The sequence below is a fragment of the Arthrobacter sp. ISL-48 genome (genome assembly GCF_018613805.1).
In the GTDB taxonomy this organism is placed as follows: domain Bacteria; phylum Actinomycetota; class Actinomycetes; order Actinomycetales; family Micrococcaceae; genus Arthrobacter.
Genome location: NZ_JAGGPL010000018.1, coordinates 191,446 through 213,234 on the forward strand (window position 1 = coordinate 191,446; position 21,789 = coordinate 213,234).

The window sequence follows — 21,789 nt, forward strand, 5'->3', positions numbered from 1 at the left end:
CCCTCGGGCAAGAATGGGCACTATGCAACTTCCCGTGATGCCTCCCGTCCCGCCCATGCTCGCCAAGGCCGTCAGCGGCATTGGTGGCCTCCCAAAAGAAGCGGACCTCAGTTATGAGCCCAAGTGGGACGGGTTCCGGTCCATCATCTTCCGCGACGGGGACGACCTGGAGATCGGCAGCCGCAACGAGAAACCCATGACCCGGTACTTCCCGGAGCTTGTGGAGGCGCTGAAGGAGAACCTGCCGCCGCGGTGCGTGCTCGACGGCGAGATCGTCCTGGTGGGCGCCTCGGGGGACCGCTTGGATTTCGACGCCCTGCAGCAGCGGATCCACCCCGCGGCCAGCCGGGTGAAGCTGCTGGCCGCGCAGACCCCGGCCAAGTTCGTGGCCTTCGACCTGCTGGCCCTGGGCGACGACGACTACACCGGCCGGCCCTTTGCCGAACGGCGGGCCGCGCTGGAGAAGGCGCTCGCCGGCAGCCGGGCTCCCGTCCACCTCACCGCCGCCACCCAGGACAAGGAGGTCGCGGAGCAGTGGTTCCAGCAGTTCGAAGGCGCCGGCCTGGACGGAATCGTGGCCAAGCCGCTGGGCGGCCGTTACCAGCCGGACAAGCGGGTGATGTTCAAGATCAAGCACGAGCGCACCGCCGACTGCGTGGTGGCCGGATACCGGGTGCACAAAAGCGGTCCGGACGCGATCGGCTCACTGCTGCTCGGCTTATACAAGGACGACGGCGGCCTGGCCAGCGTGGGCGTGATCGGCGCCTTCCCGATGAAACGCCGGCAGGAACTGTTCAAGGAACTCCAGCCGCTGGTCACCGGCTTCGATGGGCACCCCTGGGCCTGGGCGAAGCAGGAGGACGGCGAACGCACGCCGCGGAACGCGGAGGGCAGCCGCTGGAGCGCCGGGAAGGACCTCTCCTTTGTGCCGCTCCGGCCAGAACTGGTGGTGGAGGTCAGGTACGACCATATGGAAGGTGAGCGCTTCCGCCACACCGCCCAGTTTGCCCGCTGGCGGCCGGACCGGGATCCGGAATCGTGCACCTATGAGCAGCTGGAGGAGCCTGTCAGCTTCGACCTGGCGTCGGTCCTGGAAACCGGCCGGCCATAACATTCGGCACAACGGCGCTCTGCGCGCGGGCTGGCTTCGCGACGTCCAGCACCGTCCACAGGCCGTCAGTCCTGCACGGGATCGCCGCCGAGACCAGCGCCTGGCTGTGCGGATGGCGGGGAGCCGCGAAGAATTCCCCGGTTTCGGCGACCTCGATCACCCGGCCGTGCAGAAGTACGGCCACCCTGTCGCACATGTACCGGACAACGTCCATGTCGTGCGAGATCACGATCAGCGACAGGTCGTGCTCACGCTGGAGCCGCAGCAACAGGCCGAGGATGGTGCGCTGGGTAAGCGCGTCCAAGGCCGAGGTGGCCTCGTCGCAGATCAGTACCTGCGGTTCAAGAAGGAGCGCGCGGGCGATCGTGGCCCGCTGGAGCTGTCCGCCTGAGCATTGGCCGGGCCGCTTGTCCAGCAGGCTCCCGTCCAGCTCCACCTCGTCCATCACAGCACCGATCCGGGCGTCGCGCTGCTGCGGTGAGAGCCCCGGACGTTTCCGGAGCGGTGCGTGCAGGCTGGTGCGCAGGGTCATGCGCGGGTCAAAGGCGCCGTGCGGTTCCTGGAACACCAGCTGGACAGCTGTGGCCTCGCCTGTGCCGGCTTCGCCCAGCTGCCGGGTGATGGTGCCCGTGCTGGCCGCGTCCAGCCCTACGATGGTCCGGGCCAGCGTGCTCTTGCCGGATCCCGATTGGCCCAGGACGCCCAGGATCTCGCCGCGTTTAAGGGTCAGGGAGACGTCCTCCAACGCTGTGTGCCCGGTTTTCCGCCGCCGTGGCCCGAAGCGTTTGCCCACGCCGTCCAGGATCAGGACTTCACGTTCCGTGGAGGGCGGACGACGGCGGGACTCAGGGGCCAGGCGTGCGGCCGCCAGGAGTTGCTGGGCGTAAGCGGTGCTAGGGCGGGTCAGCAGTTCACTGGCAGGACCGGCTTCCACGATGCTGCCGGCGTTCATGACGAGCACTCGGTCCGCGTAGGAGGCAACTGATGCGATGTTGTGGGTGATGTACAGGACGCCCAGGCCGCGTTCCCGGCGCTCCCTGTCCAGCAGCTGCAGAACCTGGCGTTCCAGCACCTTGTCCAGTGCGGACGTGGGCTCATCGGCCAGCAGGATGTCCGGCTGTCCGGCCAGCGCCAGGGCGGTCATGGCACGTTGGGCCATACCGCCGGAGAGCTGGTGCGGGTAGGCGCGGACTCCCTTGGCAGGATCCGCGAAGCCCACCTCGTCCAGCAGTTCCAGCGCTTTGGCCCGCGCCTTCCTGCCGCGGAGCCCGGCATGGAGGCGCAACGGTTCTTTGAGGTGGTGACCGATAGTGCGGTTCGGGTTGAACATCCGCTTGGGCTGCTGGAACAGCATTCCCAGCCGGCCGCCGCGGACAGCGTTCAGCTCTGGCTCGGTTGCCCGGGTCAGGTCCAGGCCGCCGAGCCGGATGGAACCGCCGGTGATCCCCAGCTGCGGGGGCAGGAGGCGCAGTGAGGACATGGCAGTCAGGGTTTTTCCGGAGCCCGAGCTGCCTACCAGGGCCACGAACTCCCCGGGATCCACCGACAACGAGACACCGGACAGCAGGGGCGGTCCGCTGTGCGCGCCCGCCGCTGACGGACCAGTGGCGGACGCAGGGGCAAGACTCACCTCAAGGCCGTCCAGGACGAGGCTCGCGCTCTTGGTCATGTGTCCGCCGCCACGGGCAGGAGAAGCGGTGCCGCTGCCATACGGGCTGCCCGCTGGCCGAGCAGGGTCACGCAGAGCGCAACGGTAAAGATGACCAGGCCGGGGGCAACGATTCCGAGGGGAGCGCGGTCCGCGAAGGGCTGGGCAGCGGCCAGCATGGAACCCCAGTCGGACTGCGGCGGCTGGACGCCCAGCCCCAGGTAGGAGAGTGCCCCGACGCTGATCAGCAGTTGCCCGAACCTCAGCGTTGCCTGGCCGAGGATCGGCGCGGACAGGTGGGGCAGGACGTGCCGGAAGATAATGAACGACGGCGGGCAGCCCACCACGCGGGCCGCCTCCACAAACCCTCGGGCCGAGACATCGTAGGCCAGGGTCCTCGCCAGGCGGGCGAAAGGTGTCCACCCTGTGACTGAGAGCGCGAGCAGCAGCGGCCCGAATCCGGTGCCCAGGGCTGCCACGATGAAGAGCGCCACAACCATCTCCGGCATGGCAAGCAGCACGTCATTGGTCCGGGTGAGGAACTCGTCCAGCCAGCCACGGCGCCGTGCACTCAGGATTCCTATCGCCACGCCCAGGAAGCAGGTCAGCACCGTTGCCAGTGCGGCCACCGACATGGAGAACCGGCCGCCTTCCAGGACGCGGCTCAGTGTGTCCCTGCCCAGGTTGTCGGTTCCCAGCCAGTGGCCCTGGGACGGAGGCGCCAGGCGTTCCGCCAGGTTCTGTTCCGCCGGTGGGTACGGCGAGATCCACGGGGCCAGCAGCACCGCCAGCACGATGAGGGCAAGGACTGCCGCAGCGATGGCGGTGATCGTCGGCCGGCTACGCAAGGGAACCTCCCACGGCAGGGCTCAGGAGCCGGTGGACGAAGTCCGCCAGGGTGGTCACACCGACGGCGAGTGCCACCACCACTACCACCCCGCCCTGGGCGACGGGGATATCGCTGTTGATCACGGCGTCGAACAGCAGTCTTCCCATACCCGGGACGGCGAAGATCACCTCCACAATCACCGATCCGCCCAGCAGGCCGGCAAACCAGACTGCGAACAGGGTGGACAGGGGAACCAGCCCGTTCGGGATCACGTGGCGCAGCACGGACTGGGCATGGCTCAGGCCCCTGGCGCGCGCTGCCGGTACGTGGTCGGCGGCCGCGGCGTCGATGATGCCGGCCCGTACGGCCGAGGTGAAATAGCTGATGGGCCGCAGGGCAAGGGTCAGGGCGGGAAGCACTGCCGATGAAAGATCAGTCCAGCCCGCTGAGGGCAGCACTGACAGCTTCAGGGCGAAGACCAGCACCAACACAGGCGCCACCCAGTATTCCGGCATGGCGATAAGGGCCTGGGTCACAGCCGTGATTGTCTTGTCCGGGGCGCTCCCCGGCCGCAGCCCGGCGATGATTCCCAGGGGGAGGGATACCGCAACGGCTATGCCGAGGGCCATGGTGACCAGGCTGAGCGTCACTGTCAGCGCCGGCAGGACCTGGCCCGCCACTGCGGTGCGGCTGACGTACGAGAGTCCCATGTCGCCGCTGAGCACGTCGCCCAACCACCGGAAGTACTGCACGGCCAGGGGATCGTGCAGGCCCAGGCTTTCGCCGAGAGCCTGCACGGAACCGTTATCCACTGCATCCCCTGCAACCCGTGAACGGATGATCTTCCGGACGGGGTCGCCCGGGGTGAAGTACGGGATCAGGAACACCGCAAACGAGGACACTGCGACGGCTGCCACCAGGGTGGCAGTGCGCTTGGCGATGAAGGGGATCATTTCCAGCGGCCTCCTGACGGCGGAACTAGGACCCGGACTTTGCTGTCTTCGCCGTCAGTACGTAGCGCGACAGGGGATCCTGGACGTAGGAGAGGACATTGGTCCGGGCAGCGTCCGTGGCCTGTTCATTGACGAGCCACGCGTTGACGGCCTGCTCCTTGAGGATTTTTCCGGCTTTTGCGTACAGCTCGTAGCGCCGGCCGGTATCCACTGTCTTAGCGGCTTCAGTGATGGTCCTGTCGTACTCCGGATCGCAGAAGTGGCTCAGGTTGTACGTGCCAGCGCAGGTGTAGTCGGCGGTCAGGAACCCGATGGGGTCCGCGATATCGATCAGCCGGTTCCGCTGGCTGAGCAGCATGTCGTAGTTTCCGGCCAGGACGTCCGGTTCCGCAGCGGCATATTCCTTTGACTGGATAGTCACGGGGATGCCGATGTTCTTGAGGTTTTCCTGGATGACCGCCGCCACATCGGCGAATTCCGCGCGCTCCACGATGGCGATGATTTCCAAGGGCCTGTCCGCGGTGTATCCGGCGCTGGCAAGCAGCTTGCGGGCTTCGTCGAGGTCCTGCTTCTGTTCCTCCGACTTTTCCCCTGCCCATGGCTCGGAGGGGGCGAAGGGGCCGGTGGCCGGAAGGGCAGCACCCTCGTACACGCTGGCTGCCAGCGCGTCCAGGTCAAGCGAATCACGGATGGCCTTGCGGACGTCCACGTTGTCCAGGGGTGCGCGGCCATTGTTCATGTACAGCGTGGCGGTCCGGGGAGAGTCGGCGCCGAGGACCGTCACGTCGGGAGCGCTCTTCAGCGTCGACAGGCTGGAGACGGGGATGGATAGCGAAATGTCCGCTTCGCCGGTCTGCACCTGGGCAGCACGGGTAGCGCCGTTCGTGATGAAGCGGACCTCGGCTCCGGCAAGCTGCACGTCACCGCCCCAGTAATGCTCATTGCGGTCCAGCGTCAGGGACTGCTTTGCCTTCTCCGAGACGGGTGTGAACGGCCCGGTGCAGTGGCCGAACGGGTCCACGGCGCCGTCCTTGTAGGCGGCGGGCGCCAGGATGCCGGTGTTCACGCTGGCAAGACGGTACGGCACCAGCGGGTTTTCAGCGGGAGTACTGACGCGGACGGTCTGCCCGTCCACTGCGGTCACGTTGCTGATCATGGTGCGGTTGAAGGCACGGGCCGGGACCTTGGCGTCCAGGACGTGGTTCAATGCCGCCGCCACTGACTCGGCGGTCAGCGCCGTGCCGTCCTGGAAGGACACACCCTGCCGGATGCTGAAGTCCCAGTCCACGGGCGAGGACTGCTTCCATTCCGTGGCGAGCATGGGGATCACCTTGCCCGCGGCCTGATCGTAGCTGGTGAGCGTCTCCAGGCAGCCGGACAGGGAAAGGATGTAGGCGGCATCGGATTCCAGGGCCCAGTTGGCAACGGGCGCCCGGAAGTTATCCACCACGATCCGCTGGTTTGTGTCAGCCGTGGCGGCGGCCTGGCCGGCCTGCGTTTGTGTACCGCTGAAACCGCAGCCGGAAAGGGCCAGGGTCAGTGCCGCAGCGATGAGCGCGGGGGGCCGAAGAAAGGAACGCACAAGAAACCGCCTTGCAGGGCTGACTCGAAGGGGCAAGAAAAAAGAGTGGACTACTTAGGGTAGCCTCACCTGTGCGTGAACAAGAACTTCATGTCGCAGGCTGTTCCTCCGGCGTTGATGACCCCTCTGACGTGCCGACTGCACGCAACTGACCAGCGGGCGTCCGAAGCATGATCCTGACCCGGGCAACCTGGCGCTGGTACACCGGGTGCTCCTGCCCGGTTGCGGCCGCCATGGCGCGGAAAAGCCCGGCGTGTCCTTGGGACACGCCGGGCTTCCGGGTTGTAACCGGGCAGGAGGGTCGGGGCCCGGCTGCGGCAGGTGCTACTTCAGCCCCAGCTGCTTGGTGGGGACCTTGAAGGTTTCCTTGGCCGTGAGGGCGGAAACAGCCGCAATGGTGCAGATCACAGCCGTGAAGATGCTGATCTGGACCCAGCCGCCGGCCTTGATGCCGCCCATGGCTGCCACGATGGCCGGGGCGAAGCCAGCCATCAGGAACCCCAACTGTGTGCCGATGGCCAGGCCGGAGAAACGCACCTTGGTGCTGAACATCTCGGCGTAGAAGGAAGGCCAGACGGCGTTCGAGGCTGCATAGCCAAAGGAGAAGAAACCGATGGCGGCCAGGAACATCAGCGCGACGCTGCCGGATTCCAGGCTGAGCAGGAACACGGGCGTCAGAATCGCACTTGCAACTGCGCCGTAGATGAAGACCGGCTTGCGGCCGATCCGGTCCGCGAGCCGGCCGAAGAGCGGCTGGGTGCCCAGGGCCACCAGGTTGGCGCCGACCACCAGCCACAGGGTGGTGGTTCCGTCCACGCCGGCAACGGTCTTGGCGTAGCTGATGGCCAGGGTGCCGAACACGGTGGAGACGGCTGCAATGAAGGCGCAGCAGATGACGCGGAGGACGTCGCGCCAGTGGCTCTTGAGTAGATCGGCAACGGGGAGTTTGGCGATCTGCGCGGTTTTCTGGGCTTCCTCGAAAGCGGGCGGTTCGTGCAGGGTGCGGCGGATGAAGAAGGCCACAATCACGACGACGGCGCTCAGCCAGAACGGAATGCGCCAGCCGATGCCGTACTTGAGCTCATCGGGCAGGGCGAGGACGGGGATGAAGACGAGGGCCGCGAGGATCTGGCCGCCCTGGGTGCCGGTGAGGGTCCAGGACGTGAAGAAGGACCGGCGGTTGTCCGGTGCGTGCTCCAGCGTCATCGAGGAGGCGCCGGCCTGCTCGCCCGCGGCGGACAGGCCCTGGCAGAGGCGCGCGAGCACCAGGAGGACGGGAGCCCACCAACCCACCGTATGGAAGTCCGGCAGGCAGCCGATGATGAAGGTGGAGGCGCCCATGAGCAGCAGGGTGAACATGAGGACCTTCCGGCGGCCCACCCTGTCGCCGAAGTGGCCCAGGATAACGGCGCCCACTGGCCGTGCGACATAGGCGAAGCCGAACGTGGCGAAGGACATGATCGCCGCGTTGGTGTCCGCATCCGGGAAGAAGACCTTGGGAAAGATCAGGGCGGCCGCGGAACCGAAAATAAAGAAGTCATAGTATTCGACGGCGCTGCCCAGGAAGCTGGCGAGGGCTGCCTTCTTCGGGGTCCCGGCCGGGGCAGCGGTGCCCGGCCCGGCGGACGGAAGGGTGTGGCTCATGGAGTTCCTTTGGTGTGACGACATTGTCGCGGATGGATCTGGAGTGTCGAAGCCGCCGCTGCCCTGGGGTGCATGGCTGGCGCGGTATGGCTGAAGTCCTTTGGAAAGACCCGGACTAGTAGCCACATGGTGGGAGCTACTTGTGCGATACAGCAATGATGACTGTGAGGGCAGTCACCTGTCAAGAAAATAATCACCATCTAGAAATAGCTCTCACGATGTGGCAACATCGACGTATGAATGTGAATCAAACCACAGCGGCCGATGAAGTCATCGCTGACGCCAAGGCACCTGAACCGTCCAAGGCTGAGCGCACTTCCGAGCGGACGGACATGGTTGGCAAGGCCATGGGCCTGCTGGTCCTCCTGGGGGACGAGCCCCGCGGTGCCAGTGCGGCGGAGATCTCGCGCCGGGCCGAGCTTCCCTTCAGCACCACCTACCGGCTTCTGGGTTCCCTCACCCGGGACGGGTTTGTGGACTACGAGCCGGAGGGCCGCCGCTACCACCTGGGCCTGCGCATCTTCCAGCTGGGCCAGCGGGTGTCCAACCATCACGGCTTCGCCGGCACGGCGATGCCTGTCCTCCGGCGCGTGACGGAACAGACGGGGGAGGCCACCATCCTCAGCGTCCGCGACGGCCACCACCACCTCACAGTAAACAAGGTGGATGGTCCGCAGATGTTCCGCGTCACCAGCGACCCCGGCCATCTGGGTGCCCTGCACACGACCGCCGTTGGCAAGGCGCTGGTGGCCTTCGCAGAGGATTCCGAACGGGAGCGCCTGCTGGACGAGCTGGAGCTGGAGCCGCTGACGGAGCATTCCATTACGGACCGGAAAGCATTCCGTGCGGAGATGGAGCTGGTCCGCCGCAACGGTTACGCGGTCATGGATGAGGAAAACGAAATTGGCATGCGCGCCGTGGCTGTCCCCCTCCTCAGCGCCTCGGGCCACGTGTTCGCTTCGCTGGCCACTGCGGCTCCGGTCTTCCGGCTCAGCCTGGACGCGCTGATTGCCCAGGTGCCGCTGCTCCAGGAGGCCGCTGCCGAACTGACCGCGAGGCTTCCCCAGCGGTGAGCAGATACCAGGCGGGCCAAATCACCCTTCGGACACATCGCCGTCGTACTTATTGTTCGCATCTAGAACAAGAGTGCAAGAAGTGAACAACTGTTGTACTGTAATCCCTACCTGGCCCGCCGCGTACGCCCTGAGCGCCGCCGCCCGCCCGGTGCCGTTATCAAAGGAGCTGCACGGATGAGTAATCGAACTGAGTCCTACCTTGTGGGACTGGTCGGCGATGGCGTGACGCCGTCACTCACCCCCCACATGCACGAACACGAAGCTGACATGCAGGGCCTGCGCTACCTGTACCGCCCCATCGACCTCCTTGACCTCGGCCTTCCCGGAGATTCCGTGGGCCAGCTGCTGCAGAGCGCCAGCAACCTGGGCTTCAACGGCCTGAACGTCACCCACCCGTGCAAGCAGCTGGTGCTCCAGCACCTGGACGAGGTCTCCCCGGACGCGCTCAAACTCGGCGCCGTTAACACCGTGGTGATCGAATCCGGCCGGTTCATCGGACACAACACCGACTTCTCTGGCTTTGGCTCGGCCCTGGCCTCCGGCCTGCCGGGCGCCAACCTGGAGCGCGTGGTCCAGCTTGGAGCGGGCGGCGCCGGTTCCGCCGTCGCCTACGCCCTGCTCACCGCCGGTGTGCGGACACTCGATCTTGTGGACGTGGACCCAGCCCGCTGCGCGGCCCGCGCCGCCGAACTGTCCGGCTACTTCCCGGACCGCACGGTAACGGCGCGTACGACGGCGGAGCTGCCGCGGCTGATGCCCCTGGCCGACGGTCTGGCGCACTGCACCCCGGTGGGAATGGCTGCGCACCCCGGCGTCCCGCTGGACCTGGACCTGCTGGAGCGCCGGCACTGGGTGGCCGACATTGTCTACCGCCCCATCGACACCGAGCTGGTCCGCGCCGCCCGCGCCAAGGGCTGCGATGTCCTGGACGGGGGCCGTATGGCCGTGGGCCAGGCTGCAGACGCGTTCCGGATCTTCACCGGCCTTGAGCCTGACCCGGACCGCATGCGCTCGCACTTCCTGGAGCTTGTGGCAGCCGAAGAGGTGGCCGCCTGATGCGCACCGGAATCGCCACCGTCTGCCTTTCGGGCACCTTGAAGGAGAAGATGCAGGCCTGCGCCATCGCGGGCTTTGACGGCATCGAGATCTTTGAGCAGGACCTGGTCACGTCGCCTCTGGCCCCCGAGGACGTCCGCAAGATGGCAGCCGATCTTGGCCTCACCCTGGATCTTTACCAGCCCTTCCGCGATTTCGACAGCGTCTCCGAGGACCTGCTGGCCGCCAACCTCCGCCGGGCCGAGGCCAAGTTCAGGCTCATGGCCAGGCTGGGCATGGACACCGTCCTGGTCTGCTCCAACGTGGCAACGGCCAGTATCGACAGTGATGACCTCCGCGCGGAGCAGCTGGGGTGCCTGGCACAGATGGCCGGGGACCACGGCGTCAGGGTTGCCTACGAGGCCCTGGCCTGGGGCAAGTACGTCAGCGACTACGAGCACGCCCACCGGCTGGTAGAAGCCGTGGACCACCCCAACCTGGGCACGTGCCTGGACTCCTTCCACATCCTGTCCCGAGCCTGGGACACCGCTCCCATCGAGGCGTTCAGCCCGGAGAAGATCTTCTTCGTCCAGGTGGCAGATGCGCCCAAGCTGTCCATGGATGTGCTCTCCTGGAGCCGGCACTACCGGGTGTTCCCGGGCGAGGGGCAGTTCGAGCTTGCGAAGTTCATGGGCCATGTAGTCCGCGCAGGCTATTCCGGTCCCGTGTCGCTGGAGATCTTCAACGACGTCTTCCGCCAGTCTGACGTTGAGCGCACCGCCGTCGACGCCATGCGTTCGCTTATCTGGCTGGAGGAACAGAGCGCGAAGTGGCTGGACGCCAACGCGCCGGACCCCGCCGGCTCCACTGCGGCCGGCGGCGCTGGCACTGGTTCTGGCCGCACGACGGCCCCGGGCCGCCGTCGTTATCCCATGGAACTGGCCACCCTGCCGCAGGTGGCCGAACCCGCAGGCTGGAACTTCGCTGAGGTCCGGGCCGCTGACACCGCAGGACTGGAAAAAGTCCTGGGCCAGCTGGGCTTTGAATCTAACGGCCGCCACCGCACCAAGGATGTGCAGCTCTGGACCATGGGCCACGCCCGGGTAATCATCAACGAGGCCGCGCCTTCGGCAGGGAGCGCGGCGCCGGTCATCGCTGCGCTGGGTTTCGACGTCGACTCCCCGGTGATTGCCTCCGCCCGCGCCCAGCAGCTCAAGGCTCCCGCGGTGCCGCGGAAAAGCCAGGCCAACGAGGAAGTGTTCCAGGGGTTCGCGGCCCCGGACTCCACAGAGATCTTCCTTTGCCAGGGAAGCCCGGACGGCACCGCGGCCTGGACGCATGAATTCGGCGAGGGGCTGGAGGTGCGGGCGTCGGGCGCGTCAGCAGTGATCGACCACGTCAACCTGGCCCAGCCCTGGCAGCACTTCGATGAGGCAGTCCTGTTCTACACGAGCGCGCTGGCCCTGGAACCGCAGCCGTTCGCGGAAGTGCCGAGCCCCACCGGCCTGGTCCGCTCCCAGGTGATGCTCACCAAGGACCGCTCGGTTCGGCTGGTTCTGAACCTGGCGCCGCTCATCCAGCAGGACGTGGAGGGCCCCCGGAAGACGTACCAGGAGCACATTGCGTTCGCCGTGGATGACCTGGTGGCAACGGCCCGCGCTTGCCAGTCCCGTGGCCTGGAGTTCCTGCAAATCCCGGCCAATTACTACGAGGACCTGGATGCCCGCTTCGGCCTGGCACCGGACTTCCTGGCCACTCTGCAGGAACTGAACCTCCTGTACGACCGCGACGACGACGGCGAGTTCCTGCACTTTTACACCGCCACCGTGGGCAGCGTGTTCTTCGAAATGGTGGAACGCCGCGGCGGCTACGACGGCTACGGCGCGCCCAATGCCCCGGTCCGCCATGCCGTCCAATACGACCATATGCATCGAAGCTGACACGGACCCCAGCAAAACCAACCCAAGCACCATTCACCAAGCACCAGGAGAAAAGGAGACCGCAGTGGAGACACAGCAGGATCTCAGTGCAGAGATCAACGCCATTGGCGACGCCTATGCACGGGCGGTCAAGGACGGCGCCCCCGCCGAGACCCAGCCGCGGCTGGACTACGCACCGTACCGCAGCAGCATCCTCCGCCACCCCACCAAGAGCCTGCACCACGCGGATCCGGAAACCATAGAGTTGTACTCCCCGGCCTTCGGACACCAGGACGTGCACGCGCTGGAAGCGGACCTGACCATCCAGCACAACGGCGAACCCCAGGGTGAGCGAATCATCGTGGCGGGCAAGGTCCTGGACGGTGATGGCCGCCCCGTGGCGGGCCAGCTCGTGGAGATCTGGCAGGCGAACGCTTCAGGCCGCTACATCCACAAGCGCGACCAGCACCCGGCTCCGCTGGATCCCAACTTCACGGGCGTGGGCCGCTGCATCACCGGCCCGGACGGTTCCTACAAGTTCACCACCATCAAGCCCGGCGCCTACCCGTGGAAAAATCACGTGAACGCCTGGCGCCCGGCGCATATCCACTTCTCGATGTTCGGCACCGACTTCACCCAGCGGATCGTCACCCAGATGTATTTCCCGGGAGATCAGCTGTTCCCGCTTGACCCGATCTACCAGTCGATCGTGGACCAGGACGCGCGCGACCGCCTGGTGGCCACGTACGATCACGAGCTCACCCAGCCCGAATGGGCCCTGGGCTACAACTGGGACATCGTCCTGACCGGCTCCAAGCGGACCTGGACCGAAAACGAGGCGCTTGGCGCAGCAGGGGACGAGGAATAGGCAATGAGCAACCAGACCACCAAGCTTGTCCCCACTCCCGGCCAGACCGTCGGACCGTTCTACGGCTACGCCCTGCCCTACGAGAAGGACAACGAACTTCTTGCACCGGGATCACCCGGGTCCATCCGCCTCCAAGGCACGGTGTACGACGGCGCCGGCGAACCCGTTCCCGATGCGATCCTGGAGATCTGGCAGCCTGACGCGGACGGCAACATCGTTAAGCAGACCGGCTCCCTGGTCCGGGACGGCTACACCTTCACCGGCTGGGGCCGCGGTTCCGTGGGCTACTCGGGTGTGTACACGTTCACCACCGTGAACCCCGGCCCCACCTCGCCCGGCGCCGCGCCCTTCATTTCGGTGGTCGTCTTCGCCCGTGGCCTGATGAACCGCCTCTTCACCCGCATCTATCTGCCAGAGAACCAGGAAGCCCTCGCCAAGGACCCGCTGCTGAGCTCCCTCGATCCGGAACGCCGCCGGACATTGATCGCACGCCGGGACCCCGACGGCGGACTCACCTGGGACGTCCGCCTGCAGGGTGAGGGCGAAACAGTCTTCCTGGACTTCCAGTGAGCGGCCCAGCCAGTTTCGCGGGATCGTCCGGATTCGGCCGAGGAGCCGACGTCGGTCTGCTGAGTCCAGTCTCGGCGTCGCCCCTGGTGGCGGCCCTGACCGGTGACAGTGCGGTGCTGGCGGCCATCCTCGCCGTCGAATCCGGCTGGGCCGCTGTGCTGGAGAGGGCAGGCCTGGCGCCGGCCGGTTCCGCCGCCGTCGTGGCCTCGGCCACCAAGGCTGGCCGTTACGACGTAGCGGACATCGCGCACCGGGCCCAGGGCGGCGGCAATCCGGTGATCCCGCTCCTGGCCGACCTCCGGAAACACGTCCAGGCGCTGGACACGGCCAATGTGGGCGCGGAAAAGGCGGTGCACGCCTCGCTGACCAGCCAGGACGTGCTGGACACTGCCCTGATGCTGCTCGCGCGGAACACCGTTGAGGCGCTCCTCGCCGACCTGAAGAGTACGACGACGGCGCTCGCCGCCCTGGCCGAACAGCATGCGGACACGCTGTGCGTTGGCAGGAGCCTGACCCAGCATTCCCTTCCCTTGACGTTCGGGCTCCGGGCCGTCCAGTGGTTCCACGGCGTCGCCGCCGCCGGTCAGCAGCTGGCGGAGCTGAAGCTGCCGGTCCAGTTCGGCGGAGCCGCGGGCACCCTGGCGGCAGGGAGCGCGCTGACCACCGGCACTTCGTCCGATCCCTTCACGCTGGCGGACGCCCTGGCCAAGCACCTGGGCCTCGCCACAGCGCCGGTGCCGTGGCACACCAACCGGCTCGCCATCACATCCCTGGGTAACGCCCTGGCATCGGTGCTGGACGCGTTCGGCAAGATCGCCGCCGACGTCCTGTTTCTGAGCCGGCCCGAGGTGGCCGAGCTTGCGGAGCCGCGGGCGGCAGGGCGCGGCGTGTCCTCTGCCATGCCGCAGAAGCAGAACCCGGTGCTCTCGGTGCTCGTCCGCGCCGCCGCCCTCCAGGCACCGCAGCTGGCCGCCCAGCTGCATGCGGCCGCCGCGAACTTCAACGACGAACGCCCGGATGGTGCCTGGCACACCGAATGGCCGGCGCTCCGCGAGCTCCTTCGTCTGGCCCTCGGCGCCGCCGGCCACGTCAGGGAACTCGCCGACGGCCTGCAGGTTTTCCCTGATGCCATGCGGCGCAACCTGAACCTCGCCGGTCCGCTGCTCCTCGCCGAGGGTGTGGGCGCCGCCGTCGGCCCTCTGCTGGAGGACAAGGACGGCCGGACCGGCAAGCAGCAGCTCCAGGACCTGGTGGACCAGACCCTTCAGGTCCCCGCGGGCGAACAGGCGGGCACCTACCGGCGGCTGCTCCGTGACGCCGTGCCCAACGGCCAGCTCACGGACCTCCGGCTGGACGAACTCCTGGACCCGGCCAGCTACCTGGGCCAGGCCGGCGAAATCTCCCGGCGCATCCTGACCGCCTTCCCTGACTTTGCTTCAACAGACTTTGCCTCACCGGCCAAGTCTCAGACGAACACCGACGCGAACGGAGCCAACCGTGGCTAAACCGACCCTGAAAGCCGTGCTGCTCTCGCCCCAGCGGCCGCTGGGCGACCACCCCCTCCTGGTGGCGGGCCCGTCCCTCGGCACCTCGTCGATCCTGTGGACCCAGACCGCTGCGCTGCTTGGCAAAGACGTCGACGTGGTGGCCTGGGACCTGCCCGGGCACGGCGTCTCACCGGCAGCCACCGAAACGTTCGACGTCGCGGGCCTGGCCGATGCTGTGGTGGACCTCGTGGACTCGATCGCTCCCGGCGAGGCCTTCCACTACGCCGGTGTCTCGCTGGGCGGGGCCACCGGTCTTCAACTGGGCATCAAGCACGGCGAACGCCTCAAGAGCCTCTCCGTCCAGTGCAGCGGCGCCAAGCTGGGCACGCCGGAAGGCTGGCTGGAACGCGCCGAAACCGTACGCGGCCAAGGCACACCTGTGATGATCCAGGGCTCGGCGCAGCGCTGGTTCGCGCCGGGCTTCATGGACCGCGAACCTGAGCTGAGCAGCCGCCTCCTGCACGCCCTCCGCGACACTGACCGCTTCAGCTACGCGTTCTGCTGCGAGGCATTGGCGGGCTACGACGTCCGCGCCCACCTGGGCAGCATCAGCGTGCCCACCCAGGCGGTCGCGGGCGCGGAAGACACTGTTGCGCCGCCGTCGTTCGCTGAAGAAGTGGCGGCGGGCATCACCGCCGGCGGAGGCACAGCGAGCGCCGTAACGCTGGGAGGCGTGGCACACCTAGCTCCCGCCGAGGCACCGGGCCATGTTGCTGAGCTCCTGCGGAACCTGATCACGTGGAGCGAATCGCGGGGAGCAGCCAAATGAGTCGGACTGAACCCAGGGACGGTGCGCGAAATGGAGCAGTCCAGCCGGACGCCACCAGCCAGGAGATTTACGACGGCGGCATGACGGTCCGCCGGGAGGTCCTGGGCGCCGCACACGTGGACCGGGCAAATGCCAACAAGGACGCGTTCACCGAAGATTTCCAGGACATGATCACGCGGATCGCGTGGGGTGGCATCTGGACTCGCCCGGGCCTGACCCGGCAGATGCGCTCAGCGGTGACCATCACCGCCATGGTGGCGCACGGGCATTGGGAAGAGCTGGCCATGCACATCCGCGCGGCCCTCACCAACGGCCTGAGCAGGGATGAAATCAAGGAAATCCTGCTGCAGACCGCCATCTATTGCGGGGTCCCCTCGGCCAACACCGCCTTCAAGACTGCCCAGCAGGTCTTCCATGAAATGGACAACGCAGAAATGGACAACGCAGCAGCGGACCCACAGAATCAGAGGAAGAAATGAACCAGGCTTTTGTGTACGACGCCGTGCGCACCCCGTTCGGAAAATTCGGCTCCGGCCTCGCATCTATCCGCCCGGACGACCTCGCCGCGCACGTGATCAAGGAGTCCGTTGAGCGCGCCCCGAAACTCGACGTCGATCGTATCGACGAGGTGGTGTTCGGCAATGCCAACGGCGCCGGCGAGGAAAACCGCAACATCGCCCGCATGGGCACCCTGCTCGCGGGACTGCCGACGTCGATCCCCGGCACCAGCGTGAACCGGCTCTGCGGTTCGTCCCTGGACGCCGCGATCATCGCGTCGCGCCAGATCAACGCCGGCGACGCTGATCTCGTGTTGGTGGGCGGCGCCGAGTCCATGAGCCGCGCACCCTGGGTGCTGCCGAAGACGGAGAAGCCGTACCCCGCCGGGGACATGACCCTGGCCTCCACGACGCTGGGCTGGCGCCTGGTGAACAAGGCCATGCCGAAGGAATGGACCATCTCCCTGGGCGAGGCCACCGAGCGGCTCCGCGAGAAGTACGGTGTAACCCGCGAGCAGCAGGACGAGTTCGCCGCCGACTCCCACAACCTCTCCGCCGCCGCGTGGGACGACGGCTTCTACGACAACCTCGTGGCCCCGGTGCCGGGCACCGACCTGGTCCGCGACGAAGGCATCCGCGCCGGCTCCTCGGCGGGGAAGCTGGCGGGCCTGAAGACCGCGTTCCGTACCGAGAACGGCACCGTCACCGCCGGCAACTCCTCCCCGTTATCCGACGGCGCCTCCGCAGCCTGGATTGGCAGCGAGAGCGCCGCCGGCCTGCTGGGGCTCGAACCGCTCGCCCGCATTGCCGGCCGTGGCGCGCACGGCAACGATCCCCAGTACTTCGGGTATGCGCCCGTGGAAGCGGCAAACAAGGCCCTCGCGAAGGCGGGCATCCGCTGGGACCAGGTGGGCGCCGTCGAACTTAACGAGGCATTCGCCGCGCAGTCCCTGGCCTGCATCAACGCCTGGGGCATCGATCATTCGATAGTGAACCGGCACGGAGGGGCCATCGCCATGGGCCACCCGCTGGGCGCTTCTGGAACCCGGATCCTGGGCACGCTGGCCCGCAGCCTTCAGGCCTCGGGTGAGCGCTGGGGTGTCGCGGCCATCTGCATCGGGGTGGGCCAGGGCCTGGCAGTGGTGCTTGAGAACGTCACTGCCGCGGCCGTCGGCATTAACAACGGAAAGGCCTAGGGCGATGCTGAATTTTGTTGATTCTGTCGGCGAGGCGGTAGCCGGCATTGAGGACGGCTCCACAGTGATGATCGGCGGATTCGGCAACGCCGGGCAGCCGTTCGAACTCATCGATGCGCTCATGGACTGCGGCGCCACGGACCTCACCGTGGTGAACAACAACGCAGGCCAGGGCGACCAGGGCCTCGCGCTGCTCATCAAGGAGGGCCGGGTGAAGAAGATGATCTGCTCCTTCCCGCGGCAGTCCGATTCCTGGCACTTCGACGAGAAGTACAAGGCCGGCGAGATCGAGTTGGAGCTGGTGCCGCAGGGAAACCTTGCCGAACGGATCCGGGCTGCCGGGGCTGGCATCGGCGGTTTCTTCACGCCCACCGGGTACGGCACCATGCTCGCCGAAGGCAAGGAGACGCGCATCATCGACGGTCGCGGCCAGGTGTTCGAGACGCCCATCCATGCCGACGTCGCACTGATTAAGGCGCTCAAGGCCGACGGCAAGGGCAATCTGGTGTACCGCAAGACCGCCCGGAATTTCGGCCCCATCATGGCCGCCGCTGCCAAGCACACGGTGGTTCAGGTCTCCGAAATCGTCGCCGCCGGAGGACTGGACCCGGAGAACATCGTGACCCCAGGAATCTACGTCAACAGCATTGTGAAGGTGGCCTGATGAGCCCGCAGACAACCAGCCAGGATCTTCAGACCAGTGACAAACCTCTGGGCCGGGACGACCTGGCGCGAATGGTCGCCAAGGACATCGCCGCCGGTTCCTTCGTGAACCTGGGGATCGGCCAACCGACGCTGGTGTCGAATTACCTGCTGCCGGAACAGAACATCACGCTCCACACGGAGAACGGGATGCTGGGCATGGGTCCTGAGGCGGTCGGGGACGAGATCGACGGCGACCTCATTAACGCGGGCAAGATCCCCGTCACTGAGCTCCCTGGTGCGTCCTACTTCCACCACGCAGACTCGTTCGCGATCATGCGCGGCGGACATCTGGACATCTGCGTGCTGGGCGCGTTCCAGGTCTCGGCCACGGGGGACCTCGCCAACTGGCACACCGGCGCCCCGGACGCGATCCCCGCGGTGGGCGGCGCTATGGACCTGGCCACGGGTGCCAAGGACGTTTTTGTGATGATGACCCTGCTCACCCGCGACGGCGCGTCCAAGATCGTGGAAGCCTGTACTTACCCGCTGACAGGTATCGGCTGCGTGACCAGGGTGTACACGGACAAGGCAGTGTTTCTTACAGGTCCCGACGGCGTCAGTGTCCGCGAGACGTTCGGCTGCACCCTCGAGGAGCTCCAGGACCTGGTTCCGGTCCCGCTCAAAGCAGGCCCCGCCGTCGGACTCTAACCTCACTCTTCCCGGCGCGAACTGGCAGCAGATTCCCTCAAATCCGTGATTTGAGGTCATTAGCTGCCAGTTCGCGCCGGGGAAATAGGATTGGTAACCATGACCAACGCACCAGTCCAAGCGCAGGCCGCCCCGCAGGCGAGCGACCAGTATGTGCAGTCGCTGGCACGCGGGCTGGCCGTGATCCGCGCGTTCGACACAGACCACGCGGTGATGACCCTTACCGAAGTTGCCGCGCGGACCGACCTGACCAGGGCCACTGCCAGACGCTTCCTGCACACACTCGTGGAGCTGGGCTACGTCAGGACCGACGGCAAGACGTTCGCGCTCACCGCCAAGGTACTCCAGCTCGGCTACGCCTACCTTTCCGGGCTGTCCCTGCCGCAGCTGGCCCAGCCGCACCTGGAGGAACTGTCGCTCAAACTGGGGGAGTCCACCTCGGCCGCCGTGCTGGACGGGACCGACATCGCCTACATCGCCCGGGTGACCACGCGCCGGATCATGAACGTTGGCATTACCGTTGGCACGCGTTTCCCGGCCTACGCCACGTCCATGGGCAGGGTGCTGCTCGCGGCTCTGTCGCCCGATGAGCTGAAGGCCTACCTGGCCGCCGCCGACATCAAGCCGCTGACACCGCGCGCCCTCGGCACGGCCAAGGAGCTGCTGGCCGTGCTGGGCGTGGTCCGCGCGCAGGGCTGGTGTCTGCTGGACGAGGAGCTTGAACTTGGGCTCATGTCCGTCGCGGCCCCCGTGTACGACGGGCCAAGCAAGGTGGCGGCCGCGGTCAACGTGTCCCTGCAAGCCCAGTCCGTGGCCGCACAACCGGATCCGGACGCCTATTTGGCGGCGGTGAGCCGGGAGATCGTGGCCACGGCCAAACTGGTCTCAGCGGACCTTTCGGCGAAGCGGTAATGACCTTGGGACGGACGTGTTTGTCCCGACGCAATCGCTTGGTCGGTGGCACTACGGTAGCGGGTCAATGACGTTCATTAACTTGTACATGGAGGATGACGGATTATTGTCCGGAAACTTTGTCCCATCCCCTTTGTGTTTGGCTTCAAGCATGGTGGCGTGCTTGACGGCTTCCCGTCTCAGCGGCATGTACTTGGAAGCATCGAGCCTCTTGCCAGACCTGCCCTCCTTGTGTCGGCTCCGACTCTCCGCGCTCGGAGTGTCGACGAATCCCGAGACGTAGTCGAAATGGAGTAGCAACCATATTTCGAAACATGGATTTGATATGGCCAACTGGATGCCATGTGTTGCTGCGAGCTCACGAGCCTTATCGAGGTTTGGGTGATGCCTTGGCCACTCAACATCGAAAATACACCAATACTCGTCGATCTCTTGGGCGACTTCTTTACGTTGAACTGCGCGCTCGACAAGCGTCAAAGGCACTCCCTGGTCTGGGTCGACTTCAATGCCAATCGATGTGTTCTGGCGAATCTCCGGAAGCTTCTTGAGTCCCTTAATGTAGTCGGGCTCAGATGCTTCACCCTCGCAGAAAATGAGAACTGTCTTGCGCTCTGGCCTCTTTCCTGTTCGGCGCTTCAGGTCCTTAGCTTTAGTCCGCTTCGCAACCAATGGTCAACCAATCAATCCGAGAGTACGCAACAGATCTGTACGGTCGACGTCAGGCAGGGCACCAAATCTATCGTGCAGGTATGCGTTCTCGAGGTTTTGAGACTTCCGGACGCGTTCGCCTGCGAACTCGGCGAGTCCCCCAAGACGAGTGGAGCCCGCTTCGGACTTTTCGGTGAGCCAGACTTCATCGCGATTTAGGTGATTCAAGAGGCTGGTGTCGTGCGAAGTAAATACAAGTTGCGCATCTCTAGGATTGGTTAGTGGATCGTGGAATAGCCGAATCAGTTCCGCGGAGAGCGTTGGATGAAGGCTTGCGTCCAACTCATCGAAAAGAAGAAGAGACCCAGATCTCAGAGCGGAAAGAACCGGTCCGATGAGTTGAAACCACGTACGCGTTCCTTCGGACTCGGCTGAGAAGTCCAATGGAACTCTTTCGTCGGCGGTCTTGTGCACTAAGCGCATTCTTCGCTGCGTCCGCGTTCGCATGCCATCTGATGAATCCGAGTGCGAAACCTCGGACTCGTCAAAGACGACGTCTTCTATTCCGAGATCAGCCAGCCTAAGTAGTGCTAAGGCCTGCGAGCGATCCTCGTACTGCGAGTTCATGCTCTCGTCCGTATCGAACAGCGTCGGTTCGTCAGAGGCAGAATCTTGGAACCAACGCGTCGTGGAACGAGCAAACGAGCCCCCCATATAGGAAGGACGGTATCCTCCGCCAAAGCCGCGAGGGCGTCTTGTCAGCCCAAGCGTTTGCGTACTTAGAAAGTCACGTGAGAATCCGTATATTAAAGGTTCGTCGAAGCGTCTTGCGACGGAGAGCGCCAACGTGCGGTCAGTGAGTAGTTCTCTAGTCCCGGATAAGTTCCCTAATCCTCGCTGAAGTTTGAGCTCACCGCCTTCGCGTTCGAAGATGCGGCGGCGTTTCTTCTCCGGGTAGTGGAACAGGCCTTCGTAGCGGACCGCCTGCTGGTCGACGTGGAGGACATACTCAAATCGAACACCGTCTACTACAGATTCAATCTCAAAAATGGACGGTTTGGTACCGAATCCGTTGAAGGCAAACGGCTCGATTGGAATCTCGTCATCCCATAGCCGAAGCGAGTGCTGAACGGCATCCCGCAACCATGTCAGCGCGGCAATTATGTTCGATTTTCCCGATGCGTTGGGTCCGAATATTGCTGCCACCGGAAGGAGGCTCTCACCTAGTGCGGGAACCTTGCGTGCTTCTGCGCGATCCCCATCCACGGCAACCATCGACAACTCGACGGGCGCGCAAATGGAACGGAAGTTTTCGACTTCGAAACGTATTAGCATGTTTCACCTGTTCTCCTTGTATACGTCAGCTTAGTGCCATTCTCGTCAGAAAAATACGAAATTGGAGCCTTCTCGACTCTTGGGAAGCATCTTGGGCGTGGAATCCATGTGCTCCTACGTTGCGAGGACTGCGGCGATGCGAGAGCGGCGAAGCTCATTTCTGAGACCTGACCGTACGGCCGTAGCGCGTGAACAGGAAGGTATAACCCCAAAACGCGAATCTGGGGGAATTGGCTGTCAGTTCGCGCGAAGGGCCATAGACTCTAGCCAACTACGTGCAGCAGTGCCGCTCCGCGA

The 21,789-nt window shown here is 65.5% G+C and carries 21 protein-coding genes; 13 read left to right on the forward strand and 8 right to left on the reverse strand.

The features are described from left to right. Positions 1–22: 22 nt before the first annotated feature. Complete coding sequence (locus J7E83_RS15960) at positions 23–1,111, forward strand: ATP-dependent DNA ligase (RefSeq protein ID WP_214964105.1); 1,089 nt, start codon at positions 23–25, stop codon at positions 1,109–1,111. On the opposite strand, the gene nikE is transcribed toward J7E83_RS15960, so the two are convergent. The 6 genes from nikE to J7E83_RS15990 all read right to left on the reverse strand — a co-directional run bounded on the left by nikE (position 1,068) and on the right by J7E83_RS15990 (position 7,767). Continuing rightward, positions 1,068–2,780: an ABC transporter ATP-binding protein gene (gene nikE, locus J7E83_RS15965; protein ID WP_214964108.1), complete on the reverse strand. Its 1,713-nt coding sequence runs from the start codon at positions 2,778–2,780 to the stop codon at positions 1,068–1,070. The two genes, J7E83_RS15960 and nikE, sit on opposite strands and share 44 nt — an antisense overlap. Further along, positions 2,777–3,607 carry an ABC transporter permease gene (locus J7E83_RS15970; protein WP_214964111.1) on the reverse strand — a complete coding sequence of 277 codons (831 nt, stop codon included), beginning with the start codon at positions 3,605–3,607 and terminating at the stop codon, positions 2,777–2,779. The genes nikE and J7E83_RS15970 overlap by 4 nt, the downstream gene beginning before the upstream one ends. Beyond that, on the reverse strand, positions 3,600–4,541 hold the full coding sequence (locus J7E83_RS15975) for an ABC transporter permease (protein ID WP_214964114.1): 942 nt from the start codon (positions 4,539–4,541) through the stop codon (positions 3,600–3,602). The genes J7E83_RS15970 and J7E83_RS15975 overlap by 8 nt, the downstream gene beginning before the upstream one ends. A gap of 25 nt (positions 4,542–4,566) precedes the next feature. Beyond that, the gene (locus J7E83_RS15980; protein ID WP_214964117.1) at positions 4,567–6,123 is read right to left on the reverse strand and encodes an ABC transporter substrate-binding protein; all 1,557 of its coding nucleotides are present in this window, start codon (positions 6,121–6,123) and stop codon (positions 4,567–4,569) included. Between the two features lie 88 nt (positions 6,124–6,211). Continuing rightward, complete coding sequence (locus J7E83_RS15985; protein ID WP_214964120.1) at positions 6,212–6,391, reverse strand: hypothetical protein; 180 nt, start codon at positions 6,389–6,391, stop codon at positions 6,212–6,214. A gap of 56 nt (positions 6,392–6,447) precedes the next feature. Further along, the gene (locus tag J7E83_RS15990) at positions 6,448–7,767 is read right to left on the reverse strand and encodes an MFS transporter (RefSeq protein WP_214964123.1); all 1,320 of its coding nucleotides are present in this window, start codon (positions 7,765–7,767) and stop codon (positions 6,448–6,450) included. A gap of 236 nt (positions 7,768–8,003) precedes the next feature. Between J7E83_RS15990 and J7E83_RS15995 the strand changes: the two genes are divergently transcribed. From J7E83_RS15995 to J7E83_RS16050, 12 genes are all read left to right on the forward strand, one after another. Further along, positions 8,004–8,840, forward strand: a complete 837-nt coding sequence (locus tag J7E83_RS15995; RefSeq protein ID WP_214964126.1) for an IclR family transcriptional regulator — start codon at positions 8,004–8,006, stop codon at positions 8,838–8,840. A 177-nt stretch (positions 8,841–9,017) separates the two neighbouring features. Then, entirely contained in the window at positions 9,018–9,899 is an 882-nt protein-coding gene (locus J7E83_RS16000) for a shikimate dehydrogenase (RefSeq protein WP_214964129.1), read from the forward strand. Further along, positions 9,899–11,818 (forward strand): sugar phosphate isomerase/epimerase and 4-hydroxyphenylpyruvate domain-containing protein, encoded by a 1,920-nt coding sequence (locus J7E83_RS16005; RefSeq protein WP_214964144.1) that lies wholly within the window; start codon positions 9,899–9,901, stop codon positions 11,816–11,818. Before J7E83_RS16000 ends, J7E83_RS16005 begins: the two co-directional genes overlap by 1 nt. Further along, positions 11,784–12,665, forward strand: a complete 882-nt coding sequence (pcaH, locus tag J7E83_RS16010) for a protocatechuate 3,4-dioxygenase subunit beta (RefSeq protein ID WP_214964473.1) — start codon at positions 11,784–11,786, stop codon at positions 12,663–12,665. The genes J7E83_RS16005 and pcaH overlap by 35 nt, the downstream gene beginning before the upstream one ends. A 3-nt stretch (positions 12,666–12,668) precedes the next feature. Further along, positions 12,669–13,235, forward strand: a complete 567-nt coding sequence (pcaG, locus tag J7E83_RS16015) for a protocatechuate 3,4-dioxygenase subunit alpha (RefSeq protein WP_214964147.1) — start codon at positions 12,669–12,671, stop codon at positions 13,233–13,235. Next, complete coding sequence (locus J7E83_RS16020) at positions 13,232–14,740, forward strand: lyase family protein (RefSeq protein WP_214964150.1); 1,509 nt, start codon at positions 13,232–13,234, stop codon at positions 14,738–14,740. The genes pcaG and J7E83_RS16020 overlap by 4 nt, the downstream gene beginning before the upstream one ends. Beyond that, complete coding sequence (locus tag J7E83_RS16025; protein ID WP_214964153.1) at positions 14,733–15,551, forward strand: alpha/beta fold hydrolase; 819 nt, start codon at positions 14,733–14,735, stop codon at positions 15,549–15,551. The genes J7E83_RS16020 and J7E83_RS16025 overlap by 8 nt, the downstream gene beginning before the upstream one ends. Next, positions 15,548–16,030, forward strand: a complete 483-nt coding sequence (pcaC, locus tag J7E83_RS16030) for a 4-carboxymuconolactone decarboxylase (protein WP_214964156.1) — start codon at positions 15,548–15,550, stop codon at positions 16,028–16,030. Before J7E83_RS16025 ends, pcaC begins: the two co-directional genes overlap by 4 nt. Then, entirely contained in the window at positions 16,027–17,244 is a 1,218-nt protein-coding gene (locus J7E83_RS16035) for a thiolase family protein (RefSeq protein ID WP_214964159.1), read from the forward strand. The genes pcaC and J7E83_RS16035 overlap by 4 nt, the downstream gene beginning before the upstream one ends. A gap of 4 nt (positions 17,245–17,248) precedes the next feature. Beyond that, entirely contained in the window at positions 17,249–17,908 is a 660-nt protein-coding gene (locus J7E83_RS16040; RefSeq protein ID WP_214964162.1) for a 3-oxoacid CoA-transferase subunit A, read from the forward strand. Then, positions 17,908–18,597: a 3-oxoacid CoA-transferase subunit B gene (locus J7E83_RS16045; RefSeq protein WP_214964165.1), complete on the forward strand. Its 690-nt coding sequence runs from the start codon at positions 17,908–17,910 to the stop codon at positions 18,595–18,597. The genes J7E83_RS16040 and J7E83_RS16045 overlap by 1 nt, the downstream gene beginning before the upstream one ends. A 99-nt stretch (positions 18,598–18,696) precedes the next feature. Next, a complete protein-coding gene (locus tag J7E83_RS16050; RefSeq protein ID WP_214964168.1) occupies positions 18,697–19,509 on the forward strand; it encodes an IclR family transcriptional regulator C-terminal domain-containing protein in 813 nt (270 codons plus the stop codon). 51 nt (positions 19,510–19,560) lie between these two features. Here J7E83_RS16050 and J7E83_RS16055 read toward each other — a convergent pair whose 3' ends face one another. Both J7E83_RS16055 and J7E83_RS16060 read right to left on the reverse strand, forming a co-directional pair. After that, positions 19,561–20,178 (reverse strand): RloB family protein, encoded by a 618-nt coding sequence (locus tag J7E83_RS16055; protein ID WP_214964171.1) that lies wholly within the window; start codon positions 20,176–20,178, stop codon positions 19,561–19,563. A 3-nt stretch (positions 20,179–20,181) separates the two neighbouring features. Continuing rightward, positions 20,182–21,492 (reverse strand): ATP/GTP-binding protein, encoded by a 1,311-nt coding sequence (locus J7E83_RS16060; RefSeq protein WP_214964174.1) that lies wholly within the window; start codon positions 21,490–21,492, stop codon positions 20,182–20,184. Between the last annotated feature and the right edge of the window lie 297 nt (positions 21,493–21,789).

Coding starts and splice junctions, on each gene's coding strand:
- J7E83_RS15960 (WP_214964105.1), top strand. CDS start 23: ATGCAACTTCCCGTGATGCCTCCCGTCCCGCCCATGCTCGCCAAGGCC.
- nikE (WP_214964108.1), bottom strand. CDS start 2,780: ATGACCAAGAGCGCGAGCCTCGTCCTGGACGGCCTTGAGGTGAGTCTT.
- J7E83_RS15975 (WP_214964114.1), bottom strand. CDS start 4,541: ATGATCCCCTTCATCGCCAAGCGCACTGCCACCCTGGTGGCAGCCGTC.
- J7E83_RS15990 (WP_214964123.1), bottom strand. CDS start 7,767: ATGAGCCACACCCTTCCGTCCGCCGGGCCGGGCACCGCTGCCCCGGCC.
- J7E83_RS15995 (WP_214964126.1), top strand. CDS start 8,004: ATGAATGTGAATCAAACCACAGCGGCCGATGAAGTCATCGCTGACGCC.
- J7E83_RS16000 (WP_214964129.1), top strand. CDS start 9,018: ATGAGTAATCGAACTGAGTCCTACCTTGTGGGACTGGTCGGCGATGGC.
- J7E83_RS16005 (WP_214964144.1), top strand. CDS start 9,899: ATGCGCACCGGAATCGCCACCGTCTGCCTTTCGGGCACCTTGAAGGAG.
- pcaH (WP_214964473.1), top strand. CDS start 11,784: ATGCCGTCCAATACGACCATATGCATCGAAGCTGACACGGACCCCAGC.
- pcaG (WP_214964147.1), top strand. CDS start 12,669: ATGAGCAACCAGACCACCAAGCTTGTCCCCACTCCCGGCCAGACCGTC.
- pcaC (WP_214964156.1), top strand. CDS start 15,548: ATGAGTCGGACTGAACCCAGGGACGGTGCGCGAAATGGAGCAGTCCAG.
- J7E83_RS16035 (WP_214964159.1), top strand. CDS start 16,027: ATGAACCAGGCTTTTGTGTACGACGCCGTGCGCACCCCGTTCGGAAAA.
- J7E83_RS16040 (WP_214964162.1), top strand. CDS start 17,249: ATGCTGAATTTTGTTGATTCTGTCGGCGAGGCGGTAGCCGGCATTGAG.
- J7E83_RS16045 (WP_214964165.1), top strand. CDS start 17,908: ATGAGCCCGCAGACAACCAGCCAGGATCTTCAGACCAGTGACAAACCT.
- J7E83_RS16050 (WP_214964168.1), top strand. CDS start 18,697: ATGACCAACGCACCAGTCCAAGCGCAGGCCGCCCCGCAGGCGAGCGAC.
- J7E83_RS16060 (WP_214964174.1), bottom strand. CDS start 21,492: ATGCTAATACGTTTCGAAGTCGAAAACTTCCGTTCCATTTGCGCGCCC.